Source organism: Pseudomonas sp. SMN5 (assembly GCF_052041925.1).
GTDB lineage: Bacteria > Pseudomonadota > Gammaproteobacteria > Pseudomonadales > Pseudomonadaceae > Aquipseudomonas.
The window spans coordinates 14,148-35,411 of sequence record NZ_JBKGGX010000030.1; the positions used below are offsets into that span (position 1 = coordinate 14,148).

Sequence of the window (21,264 nt, forward strand, 5' to 3'; positions counted from 1 at the left end):
GATTTGCCGTCATGACCCACACTATGTTCGCCGCCGTTGCCGAGACCGCCCAGGCTCCGCTGGTTATCCGCCATCTCTCAAGACCTGTTCCCGGTCAAGGGCAGGTCCTGATCAAGGTGCATGCCGCTGGCATCAATCCGCTTGATACCAAGATCGCGACCGGAGGCGGCGCCCATGCCCGCCAGCCGCTACCGGCAGTGCTGGGTATCGATCTGGCCGGGACGGTGGTCGAGTTGGGCAAAGGGGTAGACGACTTCGCCCCAGGCGATGAGGTATTTGGCATGGCCGGCGGGATCGGCGGGGCTCAAGGCGCCCTGGCCGAATACATCGCCGTCGATGCGCGTTTGATCGCGCTCAAGCCCCGCTCCTTGAGCATGCGCGAAGCAGCGGCGTTGCCGCTGGTGTTCATTACGGCCTGGGAAGGTTTGGTGGATCGCGCCAACGTACGAGCTGACCAGCAAGTGCTGATCCACGGCGGCGCCGGCGGTGTCGGCCAGATGGCCGTGCAGATCGCCAAGGCTCGTGGTGCCGATGTGTATGCCACGGGTTCGGCCACCAGCCTGGACTTCATCCGTGAACTGGGGGCGATCGCCATCGATTACCGGGCCCAGGATGTCGAGAGCTACGTGCGCCTGCACACCGCTGGCGAGGGTTTCGACATTGTCTATGACACCGTAGGCGGTTCGACCCTGGATGCTTCATTCAATGCGGTGAAGACCTATACCGGTCACGTCTTGAGTTGCCTTGGCTGGGGCCAGCACAGCCTGGCGCCATTGTCGTTCCGGGGCGCGAGTTATTCCGGGGTGTTTACCTTGATGCCACTGTTGACCGGCAAGGGCCGCGAGCACCACGGCCAGATCTTGCGGGAGGCGGCGACTCTGGTCGAAGCCGGGCAATTACGGATCAAGGTCGACCGGCACCGGTTTGGTCTGGCAGACGTCAACGAGGCGTTCGACCTGGTAGCCAAGGGGCGTGGCGAAGGAAAAACGGTGGTGGAAATCGTTGGGTCGTGAGTTGCGATGATTGCCTGGCCATTGCCGATGATCTGCGGACCATTCCGTCCCGCTAGTCTACCTGCCTGAACCGCCTGGCCTCCTTGAGTGGCCAGGCTCGGTTTTTCAAGTCCATGAAAAAAAGTTCCGGTCGTTAACCCGAACCATGAAAGTCTCTCGTCCAAGCTTGTGAACGGATCATCCACTCACGAGGTTCAGCCCATGTCCCGCCCGCTTCCATTCCTACGCCCCGCTGCCCAGGGCTTCGCCGCGACCCTGCTGGTGGCGCTGGCCGGTTGTAGCCAGCCGTACGGGGAAACCGCCAAGCCGGGCGAGCCGGTAGCTGCGGCGCCCAGCTCTGAGCTTAAGGGCGAGGTAGCTTATATGGCCCAGCCTGCGGTACAGCGCATGAGTGCGCCGGCACCGATGGCCTCCTCGAAGATGATGAACGACTCGATCATTGGGGACTATCGCTCCGAGCCGCGGGAGCAATACGAAAAACTACCGGACAACCCCATCCACAGCGTGGCCGAAACGCCGGTCTCCACCTTCAGCGTCGATGTCGACACCGGCAGCTACGCCAATGTGCGACGTTTCCTCAACCAGGGTAGCCTGCCGCCCGAAGGCGCTGTACGACTGGAGGAAATGGTCAATTACTTTCCTTACAACTACGCGTTGCCCACCGACGGATCGCCGTTCGGCGTGACCACCGAACTGGCTCCGTCGCCATGGAACCCGCACACCCGCCTGCTGCGCATCGGTATCAAGGCGTCCGACCGTGCGGTGGCGGACCTGGCGCCGGCCAACCTGGTTTTCTTGGTGGACGTGTCCGGGTCCATGAATCGCCGTGAAGGCTTGCCGCTGGTCCAAAGCACGCTGAAGTTGTTGGTGGACCAATTGCGCGACCAGGACCGGGTGTCCCTGGTGGTTTATGCCGGCGAATCACGGGTAGTGCTCAAGCCCACCTCGGGTCGTGACAAGGAGAAGATCCGCAACGCCATCGATCAACTGACCGCTGGGGGGGCTACGGCCGGTGCCTCGGGCATCGAGCTGGCGTACCAGATGGCCCGGGAAAGCTATATCGACAAGGGCATCAACCGCATCCTGCTGGCCACCGACGGCGATTTCAACGTCGGCATCAGTGACTTCGACAGCCTCAAGCAAATGGCAGCGGACCAACGTAAAAGCGGCGTGTCGCTGACGACGTTAGGCTTCGGTGTGGACAACTACAATGAACACCTGATGGAACAACTGGCCGACGCAGGCGACGGCAACTATGCCTACATCGATAATCTGCTCGAAGCGCGCAAGGTGCTGGTCGACCAACTCAGCTCGACCCTGGCGGTGGTGGCGCGGGATGTGAAGTTGCAAGTGGAGTTCAATCCCACCGAAGTCAGTGAGTATCGCCTGCTGGGGTACGAAAATCGTGCGCTGAAGCGTGAGGATTTCAACAACGACAAGGTCGACGCGGGCGAAATCGGCGCCGGGCATACGGTGACGGCGTTGTACGAAGTTGTTCCCAAGGGCGAAAAAGGTTGGCTGGAGCCGTTGCGCTACACCAGCACGCCCAAGCAGGACGGCAAGGCCGGGGAGCTGGCGATGTTGCGGGTGCGCTACAAGCCTGCCGAGGGCGGCAGCAGCCGGCTGATCGAGCATCCGATCAGCAGCGCGCAGAGCGAAGGCAAGGCCAGCGACGACCTGCGCTTCTCGGCTGCCGTCGCCGCGTTCGCCCAGCAGCTCAAGGGCGATGGGCGCTACACTGGCGAGATGACCCTGAAGGACACTGCCCAATTGGCCCGCTCCGCCCGCGGCGAAGACCCGTTCGGGCTGCGCGCCGAGTTTGTGCAGATGGTCGAGCTGGCCCAGAGCCTCAAGCCTGTGGCCAAGCACTGATCCCAAGCACAACGGGGATTAACTGTGGGAGCGAGCCTGCTCGCGATAGCGTCGGATCAGTCGACGACACTGTTGGCTGATCCATCGCCATCGCGAGCAGGCTCGCTCCCACAGTGGGCCCTTGTTGTTTGCAAGACCGTGTTCACACGAAAGGAGTTCGTCCCCCAAATGCCCGCGCCGATGGATCCCCCCTGCGACGAATCATTGCTGGCCCGTTATCGCCACGGCGACGGTGCTGCCTTTGAAGCCCTGTACGCCCGTCATCGGCAAGGGCTTTACCGCTTCCTGCTGTCGCTGAGCAACAAGGCTGAGCTGGCTGAGGAAATCTTCCAGGACACCTGGCTCAGCCTGATCCGCAGCGCCAGCCAGCCACAAGGACGGGCGAGTTTTCGTACGTGGCTGTTCCAGATTGCCCGCAATCGTTTGATCGATCACTGGCGCAAACACCGTGTCCACAACCCGTTGCATGACAGCTACGACGAGCAGCTTCACGTCCAGCCCGATGACCGTGGCAGCCCCGAGCAGCAGTTGAGCCTGAGTCGCGACCAGGCGCGCCTGGACGCTGCGTTGCAGGCGTTGCCCGAGGACCAGCGGGAGGTTTTCCTGCTGCGCCTGCACGGCGATCTTGAGCTGCCGCAGATCGCTGCCCTGACTGGCGTCCCACTGGAAACAGTGAAAAGCCGCTTGCGTTACGCCCAGCAGAAATTGCACCGCCTGCTGGCCGAGGAGGTACCCGCATGATCGACTCCCAACACAATTCGGATCCGGCGGACGACGCGGTGATCGAACATTTCCGTCAACATGCCCATGGCGAACCGCCCGCGTCGCTGGACGCCTTCATCCTGGCTACCGCACAGCGCGAAGCCCCGGCGCCCGAACCAAGTCTGTGGCAACGCTGGCTTCAGGCCTGCCAACGGCCGCGTTGGCAAGTGGCATTCGCCACGGTGGCGGGTGTGGCACTGATGATCGGCCTGGTGCTGCGCTCACCACTGCCCCACGATGAGTCGCCCCGCGACGAGCTGGCCGCGCCGGCCTCGCTGGATTATTCCGCCGACCGCCAGGCGCCGGTCATTGTCGCCGCGCCAGCACCCGCCACGCCGGCGCCCGCGCCGATGGCCCGTATGGCGCCCCAGGCTGAGATGGCCTTTGCTCCGGATAACCTCGCCGGCCAAATCCAGGCGGATAAGCCTGCTGCGAAAATGAGCAAACGCACACCCGTCGCGCAGCCGTCGTTGGAGGAAGAATTATCGGATGTCCTGCGCCTGCGCCAAGCGGGGGAGGCCCGGGCGGCAGATGAAAAGCTGCTGGCGCTGCACAAGCGTTTTCCCAAGGAGGATTTGCCAGCGCGGTTGGAGGCGTTGCGCAAGCGTTGAGAAAAAACATCGCCCACAAAAAAGCCCCAGGTCTTACGACTCGGGGCTTTTCGACTGTATATGGCGCACCAGGCGGGATTCGAACCCACGACCCCTGCCTTCGGAGGGCAGTACTCTATCCAGCTGAGCTACTGGTGCAACGCGGGCGCCATGATACTCATAAGCATAGCGGGCGTCCATGCTGCTGATTCGCCGGTGTTTTCCTGACCTTGGGCGGGCATGGGCTACGCTGATCAGGAAAAACGGGCAAATACGGGTTTTTCGTTCTTTTTTTCGAACAGCCTATTGTCCTTCACCCCCATCGGCCCTAGGATTCGTTTGAGATTTCAAACGCTCTTGTCTGGGTGCTGAACCGCACGTCTATGCTTATGTGCGTTATTTCTGTGCTTCAGCCCGGTGAATGATTTCCCTGACGGCAGCCCATAAGGCGCCTTTCTACAACTCTAATTCGCTCCGCGTGCGCGCGGTGCTGTTAAGGAAAGCCGACATGCAGCTTAAAGACACCCAGTTGTTCCGCCAGCAAGCCTTTATCGATGGCGCTTGGGTCGATGCGGACAACGGTCAGACGATCAAGGTCACCAACCCGGCAACGGGCGAAGTGCTGGGCACCGTGCCGAAAATGGGCGCTGCCGAAACCCGTCGTGCAATCGAAGCCGCTGACAAGGCGCTGCCGGCCTGGCGTGCGTTGACCGCCAAGGAGCGCGCCAACAAGCTGCGCCGCTGGTACGAATTGCTGATCGAGAACCAGGACGACCTGGGTCGCCTGATGACCCTGGAACAGGGCAAGCCGCTGGCCGAAGCCAAGGGCGAGATCGCCTACGCCGCATCGTTCATCGAGTGGTTCGCCGAAGAAGCCAAGCGCATCTACGGCGACGTGATCCCCGGCCACCAGCCCGACAAGCGCCTGATCGTGATCAAGCAGCCGATCGGCGTGACCGCAGCCATTACCCCATGGAACTTCCCGGCGGCGATGATTACTCGCAAGGCCGGCCCGGCCCTGGCCGCCGGTTGCACCATGGTCATCAAGCCGGCGTCGCAAACCCCCTTCTCGGCCCTGGCCCTGGTGGAACTGGCGCACCGTGCCGGTATTCCTCAAGGCGTGCTGAGCGTGGTCACCGGCAGCGCCGGCGATATCGGCGGCGAGCTGACCAGCAACCCGATCGTGCGCAAGTTGTCGTTCACCGGCTCCACCGAGATCGGTCGCCAGTTGATGGCCGAATGCGCCAAGGACATCAAGAAAGTCTCCCTGGAACTGGGCGGCAACGCGCCGTTCATCGTGTTCGACGACGCGGACCTGGATAAGGCCGTCGAGGGTGCGATCATCTCCAAGTACCGTAATAACGGCCAGACCTGCGTCTGTGCCAACCGCCTGTACATCCAGGATTCGGTGTATGACGCCTTCGCCGAGAAACTCAAGGCGGCGGTGGCCAAGCTCAAGATCGGCAACGGTCTGGAAGAGGGCACCACCACCGGTCCGCTGATCGATGAGAAAGCCGTGGCCAAGGTCCAGGAGCACATCGCCGATGCGGTCGGCAAAGGGGCGACCGTGCTGACCGGTGGCAAGCCGATGGAAGGCAACTTCTTCGAGCCGACCATCCTGACCAACGTGCCGAAAGACGCCGCTGTGGCGAAGGAAGAAACCTTCGGCCCGCTGGCGCCGCTGTTCCGCTTCAAAGACGAAGCCGAAGTGATCGCGATGTCCAACGACACCGAGTTCGGCCTGGCCTCGTACTTCTATGCCCGCGATCTGGGCCGTGTGTTCCGCGTGGCCGAAGCCCTGGAATACGGCATGGTCGGCGTCAACACCGGGTTGATTTCCAACGAGGTCGCGCCGTTCGGCGGCATCAAGGCTTCGGGCCTGGGCCGTGAGGGCTCCAAGTACGGCATCGAGGATTACCTGGAAATCAAATACCTCTGCCTGGGTATCTGATCCTGCTGCAAGCGCGAAGGGCACGAGAGCGCTGTCCCTTTGCGCCGTTTCAAAACGTAATTTCTTTGCGGCCGGGAACGCCGTGGCAGTCGATCATCGCATGCTGCCGCCGTTGACTTCCCGCCGTGTAATCCTTGACCCACGCCGACCGATGAGCGGCGAATGAGGACTGTAATGAGCAAGACTAACGCTGATCTGATGGCCCGCCGTACCGCCGCTGTTCCACGCGGTGTTGGCCAGATTCACCCGATCTTCGCCGAGTCGGCGAAGAACGCCACGGTAACCGACGTCGAAGGTCGTGAATTCATCGACTTCGCGGGCGGCATCGCCGTGCTGAACACCGGCCACGTGCATCCGAAAATCATCGCGGCCGTGACCGAACAGTTGAACAAGCTGACTCACACCTGCTTCCAGGTCCTGGCCTATGAGCCCTACGTGGAACTGTGCGAAAAAATCAACGCCAAGGTGCCGGGCGATTTCGCCAAGAAAACCCTGCTGGTCACCACCGGTTCCGAAGCGGTGGAAAACGCCGTGAAGATCGCTCGCGCCGCCACTGGCCGTGCTGGTGTGATTGCCTTCACCGGTGCCTACCACGGCCGCACCATGATGACCCTGGGCCTGACCGGCAAGGTCGTGCCGTACTCGGCGGGCATGGGCTTGATGCCGGGTGGCATCTTCCGTGCGCTGTACCCGAACGAACTGCATGGCGTGAGCATCGATGATTCGATCGCCAGCATCGAGCGCATCTTCAAGAACGACGCCGAGCCGCGTGACATCGCCGCGATCATCATCGAGCCGGTGCAGGGCGAGGGTGGTTTCTACGTAGCGCCGAAGGAGTTCATGAAACGCCTGCGTGCCCTGTGCGACCAGCACGGGATTCTGCTGATCGCTGACGAAGTACAGACCGGCGCCGGCCGTACCGGCACCTTCTTCGCCATGGAGCAGATGGGTGTCGCCCCCGACCTGACCACGTTCGCCAAGTCCATTGCCGGCGGCTTCCCGCTGGCTGGTGTGTGCGGCAAGGCCGAGTACATGGACGCTATCGCGCCGGGTGGCCTGGGCGGCACCTACGCCGGCAGCCCGATCGCTTGCGCTGCTGCGCTGGCGGTAATGGAAGTGTTCGAAGAAGAACACCTGCTGGATCGTTGCAAGGCCGTCGGCGAGCGGCTGGTCACGGGCCTCAAGGCCATCCAGAAGAAATACCCGGTGATCGGTGAAGTCCGTGCCCTGGGGGCGATGATCGCCGTGGAGTTGTTCGAGAATGGCGATTCCCATAAGCCGAACGCCGCTGCGGTCGCTCAGGTCGTGGCCAAGGCGCGTGACAAGGGCTTGATCCTGTTGTCCTGCGGCACCTACGGCAACGTCTTGCGGGTGCTGGTGCCGCTGACCTCTCCGGACGAGCAACTGGACAAAGGCCTGGCGATCATCGAAGAGTGCTTCTCCGAACTCTGATACTGCGAGCTGATTCACAGAAAACCCGCTTCGGCGGGTTTTTTGTTGTTCGCCTGTTTTCTCGTCGGTTTTGAACTGTCTGGATCGGCCCGCATTGTCTAAGGTGCAAGTATGGCAAGGGAGTGATGCTGTATGACCGCTGTGGATTTACCCGCTGTACCCCGTGTGTTGATCGCCGAGTCCGACCCGGCATCCCGAGAGTTGCTTGAACAGGTGGTGTCGAGCCTGCGCTGTGACGCCCGGGTGGATAGCTGTGGCGAGGGCCGACAGGCTCTGGATCTGCTTGCACAAAATTCCTACGACCTGGTGATTGCCGATTGGGAGCTGCCGGGAGTCAATGGCTTGAGCATCCTGCGAGGCCTGCGCCAGCAGTCTCGGACCCCGGCTTTGCCGTTCATCCTGGTGAGTCGACGCAACGACAGTGCCAGCGTGCGTGAGGTCTTGCCGTTGGCGCCGACGGCCTATCTGACCAAGCCGCTGGACCGTGAAAACCTCATCCAGCGTCTGCAAGGTTTATTGCTGGGTAGCGTTGAGGAAGCCATCAACGATGCGCCGGTTCCAGCGCCGGGGCTGAGCCTGTCGGCGTTTCTCGAGCGTCGGCGTGGTGTGTCCGAGGGCGCACCGTTGATGACCGATGTACAAGTGGCGGTCAAACGGGCTCTCAACCCCGGTGGCCTGGACCTGAAACTGCTGGAAGAAGAATTGCGTACCGACCCGCAGGTCACTGCCGTGCTGATCGCGGCGGCCAACAGCGCCGCTCAGCATCAGGGTGGCGGGCGCGTGCAGACCGTGGCTCAGGCCCTTCATCATCTCGGCGCGGGGCAGAGCATGAACCTGATTCTCGGCCTGACACTCAAGCGCTGCGCCCGGCTGAGCGTCCCGTGCCTGGCGGACTATGCCGAACGTTACTGGGAGTTGTCGCTGCACACGGCTGAATACGCCCGGACCATGGCGCGTTTGCTGGATCTGGAGCAGGAGCGTTGCTACTGCGCCGGGCTCCTGCATCGCCTGGGCGACCTGGCGTTGCTACGCTGCCTGGAAGAGTGGAAGCAGGCCGGCGGTGAACTGGATGAACCAGAGGAGGTGGGCAATTCGCTTGAGCGGTACGGCGCTGGTTTCGGCTCGGCATTGCGCACGCGCTGGCGGTTGCCGCTGGAGTTGCGCGAGCTGATTGCGGCGGTCTATAGCCTGGGTGGTGGGGTTTATTCCCGTGAAGCGCTGGTGATGAACATGGCCGCGCAAATGGCACACCTGCCCGCTTATGAAGGTCTGGAGGAACTGGCGCGTGGGCGCACGGCGCGCTTGTTGAAGATCGGGTTGCCGGAATTGACGCGCTTGCGCAGGAAGTGAAGCGACCACCCAGCCCCCTGTGGGAGCGGGCTTGCTCGCGAAGGCGGTGCGCCAGTCTACTCAGCTGTTGAATGTAAGACCGCTTTCGCGAGCAAGCCCGCTCCCACAGGGGGGCGGTGTGTCTTCAGTGCTGATCTTCAAGCCGCAATAATACGATTCTTACCTTGGCGCTTGGCTTCATACATCGCGGCATCGGCGCGGGCGAACAGGCTGTCGAGGTTCTGGTCGTCGGCGGTGATGCCGGTCAGGCCTTGGCTGACTGTAATGCCGTAGCCCTGCTCGCCGCAGCGGAACGCCAGGCGCTGGATTTCCCGCTGCAACCGTTCGGCCACCTGTAGGGCCATGTCCGGGGCGCAGCCGGGGAAAACCGCCGCGAATTCCTCGCCACCAATCCGCCCGAACAGATCACCACGCCTGAGTACCGAACGGCCGCTTTCGGCGATTTTCTGCAACACGTTATCGCCTTCCTGATGACCGTAGGTGTCGTTGATTACCTTGAAATCATCGATGTCCAGCAATAGGAACGCCATGGGCGTGCCCTGTAAACGTGCCTGTTCGAATTCACGATGGGCGCATTCGAAAAAGTGCCGGCGGTTGCTGCTCTGGGTGAGCACGTCCGTGGTCGCCAGCCGCTGCAGTTCGCTTTCCAGGCGCTTCTTTTCAGTGATGTCCTCGGCAATGCCGACCACGATCACCGGTTGCCCTGGCTCGTCCTTGCGGTTGATGAAGCATTTGTCGCTCAGCCAGCGGATCTGCCCGTCGGCGGCGATGATGCGGTATTCCCGGTCCTCGACCGCGCCTTTGACCAACACTTCGGCCAGGCTGCGTTCGGCGTATTCCAGGTCGTCAGGATAGATTGCGTCGCGCCACTCGTTGAAGTCGGCCAGGACCAGACCGGCCGGGCGGCCGAAGATTCGCTCATAGGCGGGGCTGACATACAGCACCTGCCGGGTTTCCCAGTTGAATGCCCACAGCACCGCATTGACGCTGACCAGTAAGGAACTGAACAACTGCTCGCGTTCGCTCAGGCGCGCCACTTCGCCTTGGGCGTGCATCAGCGCCATGAGCGTCTGGGCCGCTTCAGGCCAGTGAGGTTGGGATGAATCCTGTAGGTTCTTGTCGACCATCGGCACAAATCTCAAAGAGCGTGCGCTGTTGTGGGTTCGCACGCGCTTTCTCCAAAAACCGCCTGGATGGCGAAGTGCTCTTTGAGATAAAGGATCGCGGGCGAAGTTCCTTTTCAGGCGACGAAGGGCGCGGTCGGATAGTTCCTCAGGGGGAGGCCCGGTCGATGAACCCAGTGGCGAGGGAGCTTGCTCCCGCTGGGCCGCGAAGCGGCTCCAGGATTTTGCGGTTGCTGCGCAACCGAGCGGGAGCAAGCTCCCTCGCCACAAAAAATGCCACTCCATAGCAAGTTGGTTTGCCATGGAGTTCTGCTGTCAGGCAGTAGCAGGCCGCAGCGAGTAGGTCTTGAGCTGATCAGCGAAGTCGCGCAGGGACTGGATGCCGCTGGCCTCGGCTTCGTGGACCCATTCCTTGATGGCGGCGAGCATGTCGTGGCCGTTGCTGCTGGTCTTGACCCAGATCTGCTGCAACGCCAGACGTTTTTCGTAGATCACTTTCAGGGCCTGGCTGTGTTCCAGCATGTTCTGGATGCGCAGGTGATGACGGTCGTCCAGCAGGCTGGTTTCCCGTGACAGCAGACGTTTGGCCCGGTGGAACTGGTGGCGCACCGAGTGATCGACCTTTTCCAGCTCCTGCTTGACCAGCGGCGCGATGACCAGCCGGCGATACTGGGCCATGATCTGGAAACGGTTGTTGAGGATCGCCATGGCGGTGTCCATGTCCAGGTGGCCCTTGCCGGCGACCCGGTGGGCAATCGGTGCGACGCGCTGGACCTTGGCCAGGCGCAGGAAGCTGAACACCCGGATCCAGGCCCAGCCCAGGTCGAACTCCCACTTGCGCACCGACAGCTTGGCCGAGTTGGGATAGGTGTGGTGGTTGTTGTGCAGCTCTTCGCCGCCGATCAGGATGCCCCAGGGCACCAGGTTGGTCGCCGCGTCGCGGCATTCGAAGTTGCGATAGCCCACGGCATGGCCCAGGCCGTTGACCACGCCGGCGGCCCAGACCGGGATCCACATCATCTGGATGGCCCAGATGGTGATGCCGATGGTGCCGAACAGCAGCAGGTCGACCACGCCCATGATCGCTACGCCCAGCAGCGGGAAGCGGCTGTAGAGGTTGCGTTCGATCCAGTCTTCTGGGCAGTTCTTGCCATAGATGCGCAGGGTTTCCGGGTTTTCCGCTTCGGCGCGATACAGCTCGGCGCCTTTGCGCAGCACGGTGGACAAGCCCTTGATGACCGGGCTGTGGGGGTCATCGACGGTTTCGCACTTGGCGTGGTGCTTGCGGTGGATGGCGGTCCACTCGCGGGTATTCTGCGCCGTGGTCAGCCACAGCCAGAAACGGAAGAAATGCTTGAGGCCGGCGTTGAGCTCCAGGGAGCGGTGGGCCGAGTAACGGTGTAGGTAGACTGTGACGGCAATGATCGTGACGTGGGTCATCAGCAGGGTGACTGCCACCAGCGACCAGGCTGACAAGCCAAGAAAACCTTCGTACCACATAGGCTGTTGGGCCCTCGATAAAGATAGAAACTGCCGTTGCATTATCACCGGCCCCACAGATAAAACCAGTCGGCCTTTCAGATAAGAGTGGCAGGATGTTTCTTCCTCTATAATCCCGGCCTCTCTGTAGGGACATGGAAGACCGAATGACTGCCCATCAACGCGGCGCGCTGCGTGCGGCGCTGCTTTATCTCTTGTTTTCAGTCATCTGGTTGCAGCTGGTTGGTTATTTATTGAGCAGTTTCTTCGATAAATTCATCGACCAGCAGCACTGGCTCCTGATCAACGGTTACGCCTGGGTGCTGGTCAGCGCCGGGTTGATGTTCCTGGCGCGGGTGCGCATTGCGCGCTGTTTTGCAAAGACCGGGCACGGTGCCGACCGCGAACGTTTGCGCCAGGCCGCCGCGGTATTCGATTGCACCCGCGAAGGGGTGCTGGTGACGGACCGTAACGGCCTGATCGTGCACGTGAACCGCGCCTTCATGACGATTACCGGCTATGAAGAGCACGAGGTGCTGGGTCAGCGTCCCAATCTGTTCAAATCCGGGCGCCATGGCATCGATTTCTACCGCGCCATGTTCACTGCCTTGGCCGAGCTGGGCGAATGGAGCGGTGAGATCTGGAATCGGCGCAAAAGCGGCGAAATCTACCCACAATGGCAGACAATCCGCGTCATTCGCGACGACGATGCAAAGGTCAGCCATTACGTCGCGGTATTTTCGGACATCAGTGCGATCAAGGATTCCGAACACGAACTGGCGCACCTGGCCCATCACGACCCGCTGACCGGCTTGCCCAACCGCCTGTTGTTTTCCGATCGCGCGGAACAGGCCCTGGCCTCGGCGCAGCTCCACAAGCGCGGTTGCGCCCTGCTTTTGGTGGACCTGGATCACTTCAAGAACATCAACGACAGCCTGGGTCACAACGTCGGCGATGACTTGCTCAAAAGCGTGGCCGAGCGCTTTCGCGGGCTCTTCGCGCCGGGCGTGACCCTGGCCCGGCTCGGCGGTGACGAGTTTGCAGTGCTGGTGGAAAACTGCTCCCAGCCGGGCCAGGCGGCGGTGCTGGCGCAGCGTATCCTTGATGCGTTGAAAGAGCCGTTGCGTCTGGACGGCCATGCGCTGTTCATCAATGCCAGCATCGGCATCAGTCTGTTCCCCGGCGACGCCCGCAGCGCCGGGCAACTGCTGCGCAACGCCGACTCGGCCCTGTTCAAGGCCAAGAGCACCGGCCGCGACGGCTACGCGTTGTACACCGAAGAACTCACTGCCCACGCCCAGCAGCGGGTCGAGATTGCCTTTGAATTACGCCAGGCCCTCCAGCAACAGGAATTGCGCGTCCATTACCAGCCGGTACACGACCTGGCGACCAGCCGCCTGATCGGTGTCGAGGCGCTGGTGCGCTGGGAGCACCCCACGCGCGGGCTGGTTTCACCGGCCGAGTTCATTCCCATTGCCGAGCGCACCGGGCTGATCGCCCAGATCGATGCCTGGGTCATGGACCAGGCGTGCCGCCAGATGTGCCGATGGCAAGAGGCCGGCGTGTCGTTGTCGTTCGTCGCGGTCAATGTCTCCAGCCGGCTGTTCGCCCATCGCGAGTTATACGATCAGGTCGCCCGTGTGCTGCACGACACCGGCCTGGCCCCGGCATGCCTGGAACTGGAAGTCACCGAAAGCGCGGTGATGGAAGACCCGGAGGTGGCGCTGGAACAGATGCATCGCCTGCGAGAATTGGGCGTGCGCCTGGCCATCGACGATTTCGGCACCGGCTATTCCTCACTGCTGCGGCTCAAGCGCCTGCCGGTGCAAAAACTCAAGATCGACCAGGGCTTCGTCGCCGGCCTGCCGTGGGACGAGGACGACGTGGCGATCGTCCGCGTGATCGTAGCCCTGGCCCGCAGCATGAGCATGCAGGTACATGCCGAGGGTATCGAACAGCGGGAGCAGGCGGCGTTTTTGCGGGAGCAGGGTTGTGAGTTAGGGCAGGGGTATTGGTTTGGGCGGCCGGTTGCGGCGGGGCAGTTGGACTGGAATTGTGCGCCGGCTATTGTTTGATGTCGGAACGTCTAACAGGTTCTTGAGTCTCGTGGTATTGGTTGATACCTAACGCCCCGGCATTCAAAGCGCAGCATCGCGTCCCCCCGTGACCGAACCGTTCAATGGGACAAATAAAGTAGAAGCAAACTCAAAATCAAGATGCACCCCGCCCAGAACATAAGGGAGAGTTTAACCTTCAGCGAGTTGGACAGGTTGTTTAGCTCCGTAGGGTCGAGGGTGCCGCGCCTTACAAAAATTCGGCCGCATGTGACGATAATAAGTATGGCTATCATGAAGGTCAGCTTCCCGAAGCGACCACCCTTACTGAGCCTTGCCCTAATGTTTATGGCTGAGCTGTTTTTAAAGTTGCTGATTATGGTGTCAGTGTTTTTTTGTCCTAACCACAAGCATAGAGCCACCCACCCGGGTATCGCAGCGGTTAATAGCAAGGCGGTTGTGAGACGCGCAGGCCCCATGGCCCACCAGTCGATACAGAAAATGAACCAGCAGAGTATAAGAATCCAAGAGAAGTAACCGCCGAACCGGTAAAGGGCGATTAATTTTTTCTTTAACGATTCGGGAAAACTCACCAAGTCTTGGTTGCTGGCGCCGCCATCAGATGTATATAGTCCAGGGGACTTTATTACACTGACAATACTGCCCAAAAGAAATAGCTTACCCCATGGACCTCCATGTCTGAATGAAGCTCGATTCATAACGAAAGGGCTATTCTTTAAATGGCTCAATATTTCATCCATCTTGGTATAAGCGATGTACAGCGCGAGCGCAAGAAAAACGAGCACACCACCGAAACCAGTCAAGCTAACACTGAGGAATATCTTTTCAACGACACTCAAACTCATTTCATACCCTCATACATTAGTTCTCCGATTTTTTCGCCGGCTTTACCAAGGGCTGCCCCAGCGGTCATAGAACCCACTCCTACTACCACCAGGCCACAAACCAGGGTGCCTGTACCAGCGGTCGGAACACCCAATGCGAGGCAAATGGCTCCAGCAGTTGAGGTGGTCAGTACTGACCCAACAACCGCCCCACCCGCCACGCCTCCAATAAAGCCTCCTCCTTCAGTAAATTTCACTTTTTTGCAGGCTTCTGTCTTACCCGCCGCGCAAACACCCTGAACTTTCATATACGAAGCGCCGCCACCAACAGCCGTACCAACCCAGCCCCCGTATTTCACAATTTTGGCCGCTTTGGAAACACCCTCGATGTGGGTCGCATAGCCAGGAATCTGGCCGGCGCCACCGGCCTTGGTCCAGCGGTGAACCAGACTGCGACTCGATATGCCCAAGGCGCTTTTCAAGTTTGGATGATCCGGCAGCCCTATGCCTTTTCGCGTCATGCTGGTCAGGTGGATGTCGAGCTTTGAGAGCAGCTGTTTCCGTTCGGCAAAAAACATCGGCGAGCGCAGGTGTCCGTCGCGCTGGAAAGTTCGTTGGTGTAGGGCCTCTATGTCATTTAGAAGGTTTTTAACGTCCTTCAGGTTTTTGGAGAAAATGGCCTCGCCGACCCCGATAGCAACTGAGCCATGGGTCAGGAAGGTTTCGATTTCGTCGCGATGCCGGGCCATGAAGTCGGCCTCGTCGGCGCTAAGGGGGTCAAGGGCGGCATTGATCCAGCTCGCGGTTTCCATCAGCAGCGCCTCCTCCCGGCTGCATTGCAGATTGTTCGGATCGCTCAACACGATCATCGACCCCGCCTTGACCACATCCTGATGCGGGTTCAATGCCCGGAATTTACGCATCACCGCCGGGTCTGGCGTGGGGAATAGCGTGGCCTCCAGCGCTTCGCGGCTCACGCTTTTAGGAACGACATAGAAGCCAGGCTCCTGAGGTTCCACGCGATTGAATACCACCGGCGGCGGGCTGTTCGCTGGAGCAAAGCCGGATGGGCGTGGCGTCGCGGGTGTGCGGGTTGCCGGTGCGGAGGTTGGCGGGACCGCTCGGGTGGTTGGCACGGCGGGGGCCGAATTCCTGTAGGTGGCCGAGAACACCGAAGGGAGCAACTGGGCGTTACAGGGGCATCCGCTGCGACTGTCCAGCGTACCCGCCATCAGCCGGCCGTTGCTGATCATGTGGGAAATGCCGCCCAGGATCCGGTAGGTTTCCCCGTCTTTTCCACAAGTGACGCGATCACCTTCGCAGGCGTGAAGAAGGCCATCCAGGCTGATCCCCGGATCGCCATCGATGACTGTTCCGCCGCAAGTGGTTCCGTCGCCCAGGCCGATGTAGTAACCCACGCTCATCCTGCGTTCTCCTTGCGCGCAACCAGGCGCAGGCGGCGGCCCTCTACGGGCTCGATGGCGGGCAGGAAATCCTCCGCCATCGGCACGCCTTCACGCTGGACGACAATCAGGGTTTTCTGCAGCGTGTTGATGATCTCGTCACCATTGCTGAGACGGCTGCCGACCAGGGCAAAATGGTTATTGCGTTTACCGGCCCCGGTGACGATGCGCGCCATGCTGCCGTCGGGATACACGACCTTGTCGCCTCTCAGTGCGGCGCGTAGTTTGCGGCCCTCCAAGGTGAGTTCCAGCCCTGATGAAGCCTGCTGGATGGTTCCGCCGTCACGGGTCTGGCTACCCTCGGTGGCCACTCGGTAGAGGGCGATAGGTGGATGGGCTTTGGCGTAGGCCTGGTGCCGTTTGAGCAGTTCCGCGATTTCTTCGTCACACCCCTCCAGCAGGCGCTCCGGCTCGAAGTAAAGATCGTCCATGTGGCTCAGGCGTTCAGCGCTGGCTTCGTTGGTGTAGCGGGGCAGTGAGGGTTCGGTCATTTTCATGGCTCTTATTCAGGGAAGTCGTCCGCAGGGTCCGGGCTGCGTTGCCCTGTTCCCGGGATGCGATGAATAAAACGATGAGCCGCTGATGGGGAGCAATCCCGGCGCGGGAGCCTTTGCAACGAATAGGAAAGTTCGTAGGTCGAGTTGCGCTTTTTCCTACGCCACAATGCATTTGTTGGGCGATTTTTCGGGCGTCGGTGACAGGAGGGCATCAGCCGACATCACTGCCAACCTCAAGACCGTGCACCGACGACTCCTCGCGTGTTCATAATCCAGGTTTATATTTTTGGTTATATAAAAATTCTCAAATAGTCTTTTTAAGAATATCTCGCTTTATCTAGTATGGCTCCCACGCCGCAAGCAGTGCCGCCCACTGCCAGGCATTCATCCAAAGGAGCAACAGCATGAGCGCATCCCTACGAAGCGTTGACGGCCAGGACGAAGCAACCATCTTGCGCGAGATCCAGAGCGCGTTACGCGATCTACGTTTCGGGGCAGTGGAAATCACCGTGCACAACGCGCAAGTGGTCCAGATTGAACGCAAGGAAAAATTCCGTTTGCAGCAGCCGAGTCATAAGCCGGGCTGAAACAGTCTGGTTGTGGGAGCAAAGCCTGCTTGCGAAAACAGGCGCCTCGATTTCTGGGGAACTGCGGCGCGCCTTCATCTCGAACAAGCTTTGCTCCCACAGCGTTCGGTCTTTAAACCACACGATTTATAAGCCATAAGAAAAAACCAGAATTCCAGGAGCTTTCACCCATGTCGTCAATTCGTCGTTATGCCCTGGCCGCCCTGGCCAGCGCTGTTTTTGCCGGTTCCGCCGTCGCCAAGGATTACGAGCTGCTCAACGTGTCCTACGACCCGACCCGCGAGCTGTATCAGGACTACAACGCCGAATTCGCCAGTTTCTGGAAGAAAGCGCACCCGGATGACAGCGTGAAGATCCAGCAGTCCCACGGTGGCTCGGGCAAGCAAGGTCGGGCGGTGATCGATGGGCTGCGGGCCGATGTGGTAACCCTGGCGCTGGCCGGTGACATCGACGAAATCGCCAAGTTGGGTAAAACCCTGCCGGCCGATTGGCAGACACGCCTGCCGCAGGCCAGCACGCCCTACACCTCGACCATCGTGTTCCTGGTGCGCAAGGGCAATCCAAAAGGCATCAAGGATTGGGGCGACCTGATCAAGAACGATGTGTCGGTCATCACCCCCAACCCCAAGACTTCCGGCGGTGCGCGCTGGAACTTCCTCGCGGCCTGGGCCTATGGCTTGAAAGCCAACGGCGGTGACGAAGGCAAGGCCAAGGAATATGTGCAGACATTGTTCAAGCACGTGCCGATCCTCGACACCGGCGCCCGCGGTTCGACCATTACCTTCGTCAACAACGGCCAGGGCGACGTGTTGCTGGCCTGGGAAAACGAAGCGTTCCTGGCCCTGAAGGAAGACGGTGGCGCTGACAAGTTCGACATCGTCGTGCCGTCGCTGTCGATCCTCGCCGAGCCGCCGGTAGCGGTGGTGGACAAGAACGCCGAGAAAAAGGGCAACCTCGAAATCGCCGAAGCGTACCTCAAGCACCTGTACAGCCCGGCCGGCCAGGAAATCGCTGCCAAGAACTTCTATCGTCCACGGGATAAGGACGTGGCGGCCAAGTACGCCCAGCAATTCCCGAAACTGGAGCTGGTGACCATCGATAAAGACTTCGGCGGCTGGAAAACTGCCCAACCGAAATTCTTCAACGATGGTGGGGTGTTCGACCAGATCTATCAGGCGCAGTAAGCTGCTCCGATCAAGCCTCAACAGGATTTATCGTGGCGAGCGAGCTTGTTGTGGTGAGGGAGCTTGCTCCCGCTGGAGCGGGCTGGCGCACCAGTGCGAAGCGCTCCCAGAATTCCTGGGGCTACTTCGTAGCCCAGCGGGAGCAAGCTCCCTCGCCACAACAGCTCGCTCTCACAGTTAACCAAGGACTCTTATGTCGCGTCGCATCTCACCCGTCATACCCGGCTTCGGGCTGACGCTGGGCTACACCCTGGTGTATCTCAGTCTGATTGTGCTCATACCGCTGGCGGCGATGTTCGTGCATGCCGCTCAACTCACCTGGGAGCAGTTCTGGGCGATCATTTCGGCGCCACGGGTACTGGCTGCCTTGAAGCTCAGCTTTGGTACCGCGCTGTACGCCGCGGTCATCAATGGCGTGATCGGTACGCTGCTGGCTTGGGTGTTGGTGCGCTACACCTTTCCCGGACGCAAGATCATCGACGCGATGATCGACCTGCCGTTTGCCCTGCCCACTGCCGTCGCCGGTATCGCCTTGACGGCCCTGTATGCGCCGACCGGCCTGGTCGGCCAGTTCGCCACCGACCTGGGTTTCAAGATCGCCTACACTCCGCTGGGTATCACCCTGGCGCTGACCTTCGTGACACTACCGTTCGTGGTGCGCACGGTGCAGCCTGTGCTGGCCGACATTCCCCGTGAAGTCGAAGAGGCCGCTGCCTGTCTCGGTGCCAAGCCGTGGCAAGTGTTCCGCCACATCCTCGTCCCGGCACTGCTGCCGGCGTGGCTGACCGGCTTCGCCCTGGCGTTTGCCCGTGGCGTCGGCGAATACGGCTCGGTGATTTTCATCGCCGGCAACATGCCGATGAAAACCGAGATCCTGCCGCTGCTGATCATGGTCAAGCTCGACCAATACGACTACACCGGCGCCACCTCCATCGGTGTGCTGATGCTGGTGGTTTCCTTCGTCCTGTTGCTGCTGATCAACTTGCTGCAGCGGCGCATCGAAACCCCATAAGGAGGCGCGAAAAATGTCCCAATCGTCTATTTCCGCAGCCTCCACCAATGCGGCCCGGCGCGGCAGCGCAGCGTCGCGGCGGGTGCTGATCGGCCTCGGCTGGCTGATTTTCGCGCTGTTCTTGCTGCTGCCCTTGTTCATCGTCGTGTCCCAGGGCCTGAAGCTTGGCCTGGGGGCGTTCTTCAGCGCGATCTTCGAACCCGATGCGTTGTCGGCCCTCAAGCTCACGGTAATCGCGGTGCTGATCTCGGTGCCGCTGAACCTGGTGTTCGGGGTCAGCGCGGCATGGTGCGTGAGCAAATATTCATTCCGTGGCAAGAGCATGCTGGTGACGCTGATCGACCTGCCATTCTCGGTCTCGCCGGTGATCGCCGGTCTGGTCTATGTGCTGATGTTCGGCGCCCAGGGCTTGTTCGGGCCGTGGCTGTCGGACCATGACATCCAGATCGTCTTCGCGCTGCCCGGCATCGTGCTGGCGACGATTTTCGTCACCGTACCGTTCGTGGCCCGGGAGTTGATCCCGTTGATGCAGGAACAGGGCACCCAGGAAGAAGAAGCCGCGCGCCTGCTGGGCGCCAATGGCTGGCAGATGTTCTGGCATGTCACCGTGCCGAACATCAAGTGGGGGCTGATCTATGGTGTGGTGCTGTGTACCGCCCGGGCCATGGGCGAGTTCGGCGCGGTGTCGGTGGTGTCCGGGCACATTCGTGGGGTGACCAACACCCTGCCGCTGCACGTCGAGATCCTCTACAACGAATACAACCATGTGGCCGCGTTCGCCGTGGCGAGCCTGTTGCTGATCCTGGCGCTCTTGATCCTGCTGCTCAAGCAGTGGAGCGAAAACCGAATCAACCGCCTGCGCGCCAGCGCCGCGGAGGAATGAGTCATGTCGATCGAAGTCCGTAACGTCAGCAAGAACTTCAACGCTTTCAAGGCCCTGGACAACATCAGCCTGGACATCCAGAGCGGCGAGCTGGTGGCGCTGCTGGGCCCGTCGGGTTGCGGCAAGACTACGTTGCTGCGGATCATCGCCGGCCTCGAAACGCCGGATCAGGGCAATATCGTGTTCCACGGCGAGGACGTGTCCGGTCATGACGTGCGTGATCGCAACGTCGGTTTTGTGTTCCAGCACTACGCCTTGTTCCGCCACATGACGGTGTTCGACAACGTCGCCTTCGGCCTGCGCATGAAGCCCAAGGGCCAGCGTCCGAACGAAAGCCAGATCGCGACCAAGGTCCATGAGCTATTGAACATGGTGCAACTGGACTGGCTCGCCGACCGCTACCCCGAGCAGCTTTCCGGCGGCCAGCGCCAGCGTATCGCCCTGGCCCGTGCGCTGGCCGTGGAGCCCAAGGTGCTGTTGCTGGACGAACCCTTCGGCGCCCTCGACGCCAAGGTGCGCAAGGAGCTGCGTCGCTGGCTGGCAAGGCTGCACGAGGACATCAACCTGACGTCGGTGTTCGTCACCCACGATCAGGAAGAGGCGATGGAGGTCGCCGACCGGATCGTGGTGATGAACAAGGGCGTGATCGAGCAGATCGGCTCGCCGGGCGATGTCTACGAAAACCCGGCCAGCGACTTCGTGTACCACTTCCTGGGCGACTCGAACCGCCTGCACCTGGGTGAAGACCGGCATGTGCTGTTCCGTCCCCATGAAGTTTCGCTGTCACGCGCGGAGCTCGAAGACCACCATGCCGCCGAAGTGCGCGACATCCGGCCACTGGGCGCCACCACTCGGGTCACCCTGAAAGTGGAAGGCCAGAGCGAGTTGATCGAGGCCGAAGTGGTAAAGGACCACGACAGCCTGGTGGGCCTGGCGAAGGGCGAGACGCTGTTCTTCAAGCCGAAGGTCTGGCAGAAGGTCTCCAGTCTCTAAGGGCAAAAGCATCGCGAGCAGGCTCGCTCCCACAGTGGTCTGGTGGTGGCGCCTACTCCCAGGCATACCTCGAACCCTGTGGGAGCGAGCCTTCGCGATGACGTCTTCACTGCCCAACGCTGTCCAAATCCGAATAACACCGCCTCACCTTGC

General features: G+C 60.9%; 18 protein-coding genes and 1 tRNA gene. 13 read left to right on the forward strand and 6 right to left on the reverse strand.

Annotated features, from left to right (window positions below):
- Positions 1 to 11 precede the first annotated feature (11 nt).
- The 4 genes from ACLEJR_RS23445 (at position 12) to ACLEJR_RS23460 (ending at position 4,258) form a co-directional block, all read left to right on the forward strand.
- Positions 12 to 1,013, forward strand: a complete 1,002-nt coding sequence (locus tag ACLEJR_RS23445) for a zinc-dependent alcohol dehydrogenase family protein (protein ID WP_440816837.1) — start codon at positions 12 to 14, stop codon at positions 1,011 to 1,013.
- A gap of 201 nt (positions 1,014 to 1,214) precedes the next feature.
- On the forward strand, positions 1,215 to 2,885 hold the full coding sequence (locus ACLEJR_RS23450) for a vWA domain-containing protein (RefSeq protein ID WP_440816838.1): 1,671 nt from the start codon (positions 1,215 to 1,217) through the stop codon (positions 2,883 to 2,885).
- A 168-nt stretch (positions 2,886 to 3,053) separates the two neighbouring features.
- Positions 3,054 to 3,626, forward strand: a complete 573-nt coding sequence (locus ACLEJR_RS23455) for an RNA polymerase sigma factor (RefSeq protein ID WP_440816841.1) — start codon at positions 3,054 to 3,056, stop codon at positions 3,624 to 3,626.
- A complete protein-coding gene (locus ACLEJR_RS23460) occupies positions 3,623 to 4,258 on the forward strand; it encodes a hypothetical protein (protein WP_440816843.1) in 636 nt (211 codons plus the stop codon). The genes ACLEJR_RS23455 and ACLEJR_RS23460 overlap by 4 nt, the downstream gene beginning before the upstream one ends.
- 61 nt (positions 4,259 to 4,319) lie before the next feature.
- Here ACLEJR_RS23460 and ACLEJR_RS23465 read toward each other — a convergent pair.
- Positions 4,320 to 4,396 (reverse strand) — tRNA-Arg (locus ACLEJR_RS23465).
- 349 nt (positions 4,397 to 4,745) lie between these two features.
- Between ACLEJR_RS23465 and gabD the strand changes: the two genes are divergently transcribed.
- The 3 genes from gabD (at position 4,746) to ACLEJR_RS23480 (ending at position 8,990) form a co-directional block, all read left to right on the forward strand.
- Positions 4,746 to 6,188 (forward strand): NADP-dependent succinate-semialdehyde dehydrogenase, encoded by a 1,443-nt coding sequence (gabD, locus tag ACLEJR_RS23470; RefSeq protein ID WP_440798984.1) that lies wholly within the window; start codon positions 4,746 to 4,748, stop codon positions 6,186 to 6,188.
- A 174-nt stretch (positions 6,189 to 6,362) separates the two neighbouring features.
- Positions 6,363 to 7,640, forward strand: coding sequence for a 4-aminobutyrate--2-oxoglutarate transaminase (gabT, locus tag ACLEJR_RS23475; RefSeq protein WP_440798986.1), 1,278 nt, complete (start codon positions 6,363 to 6,365; stop codon positions 7,638 to 7,640).
- A 132-nt stretch (positions 7,641 to 7,772) separates the two neighbouring features.
- Positions 7,773 to 8,990 (forward strand): HDOD domain-containing protein, encoded by a 1,218-nt coding sequence (locus tag ACLEJR_RS23480; RefSeq protein ID WP_440816846.1) that lies wholly within the window; start codon positions 7,773 to 7,775, stop codon positions 8,988 to 8,990.
- A 137-nt stretch (positions 8,991 to 9,127) separates the two neighbouring features.
- On the opposite strand, the gene ACLEJR_RS23485 is transcribed toward ACLEJR_RS23480, so the two are convergent.
- A complete protein-coding gene (locus tag ACLEJR_RS23485) occupies positions 9,128 to 10,117 on the reverse strand; it encodes a GGDEF domain-containing protein (RefSeq protein ID WP_440798990.1) in 990 nt (329 codons plus the stop codon).
- 312 nt (positions 10,118 to 10,429) lie between these two features.
- Positions 10,430 to 11,614, reverse strand: coding sequence for a delta-9 fatty acid desaturase DesA (gene desA, locus ACLEJR_RS23490; protein WP_440816849.1), 1,185 nt, complete (start codon positions 11,612 to 11,614; stop codon positions 10,430 to 10,432).
- Between the two features lie 146 nt (positions 11,615 to 11,760).
- Here desA and dibA point away from each other — a divergent pair, with 146 nt between their 5' ends.
- Entirely contained in the window at positions 11,761 to 13,668 is a 1,908-nt protein-coding gene (gene dibA / locus ACLEJR_RS23495) for a phosphodiesterase DibA (RefSeq protein WP_440798994.1), read from the forward strand.
- 101 nt (positions 13,669 to 13,769) lie between these two features.
- Here dibA and ACLEJR_RS23500 read toward each other — a convergent pair whose 3' ends face one another.
- The 3 genes from ACLEJR_RS23500 to ACLEJR_RS23510 are packed head-to-tail and all read right to left on the reverse strand — an operon-like array spanning position 13,770 to position 16,446.
- The gene (locus ACLEJR_RS23500) at positions 13,770 to 14,513 is read right to left on the reverse strand and encodes a hypothetical protein (protein WP_440816852.1); all 744 of its coding nucleotides are present in this window, start codon (positions 14,511 to 14,513) and stop codon (positions 13,770 to 13,772) included.
- Entirely contained in the window at positions 14,510 to 15,916 is a 1,407-nt protein-coding gene (locus ACLEJR_RS23505) for a PAAR domain-containing protein (RefSeq protein WP_440816855.1), read from the reverse strand. Before ACLEJR_RS23505 ends, ACLEJR_RS23500 begins: the two co-directional genes overlap by 4 nt.
- Complete coding sequence (locus tag ACLEJR_RS23510; RefSeq protein ID WP_440799000.1) at positions 15,913 to 16,446, reverse strand: hypothetical protein; 534 nt, start codon at positions 16,444 to 16,446, stop codon at positions 15,913 to 15,915. Before ACLEJR_RS23510 ends, ACLEJR_RS23505 begins: the two co-directional genes overlap by 4 nt.
- A 410-nt stretch (positions 16,447 to 16,856) precedes the next feature.
- Here ACLEJR_RS23510 and oscA point away from each other — a divergent pair, with 410 nt between their 5' ends.
- The 5 genes from oscA (at position 16,857) to ACLEJR_RS23535 (ending at position 21,111) form a co-directional block, all read left to right on the forward strand.
- The gene (gene oscA, locus ACLEJR_RS23515) at positions 16,857 to 17,039 is read left to right on the forward strand and encodes a sulfur starvation response protein OscA (protein WP_042732574.1); all 183 of its coding nucleotides are present in this window, start codon (positions 16,857 to 16,859) and stop codon (positions 17,037 to 17,039) included.
- Positions 17,040 to 17,209: 170 nt separating this feature from the next.
- The gene (locus tag ACLEJR_RS23520; protein WP_440799003.1) at positions 17,210 to 18,223 is read left to right on the forward strand and encodes a sulfate ABC transporter substrate-binding protein; all 1,014 of its coding nucleotides are present in this window, start codon (positions 17,210 to 17,212) and stop codon (positions 18,221 to 18,223) included.
- 193 nt (positions 18,224 to 18,416) lie between these two features.
- Entirely contained in the window at positions 18,417 to 19,235 is an 819-nt protein-coding gene (cysT, locus tag ACLEJR_RS23525) for a sulfate ABC transporter permease subunit CysT (RefSeq protein ID WP_003186964.1), read from the forward strand.
- Positions 19,236 to 19,248: 13 nt separating this feature from the next.
- Complete coding sequence (cysW, locus tag ACLEJR_RS23530) at positions 19,249 to 20,118, forward strand: sulfate ABC transporter permease subunit CysW (protein ID WP_440799005.1); 870 nt, start codon at positions 19,249 to 19,251, stop codon at positions 20,116 to 20,118.
- A gap of 3 nt (positions 20,119 to 20,121) precedes the next feature.
- Positions 20,122 to 21,111, forward strand: a complete 990-nt coding sequence (locus tag ACLEJR_RS23535) for a sulfate/molybdate ABC transporter ATP-binding protein (protein ID WP_440799007.1) — start codon at positions 20,122 to 20,124, stop codon at positions 21,109 to 21,111.
- Positions 21,112 to 21,264 lie beyond the last annotated feature (153 nt).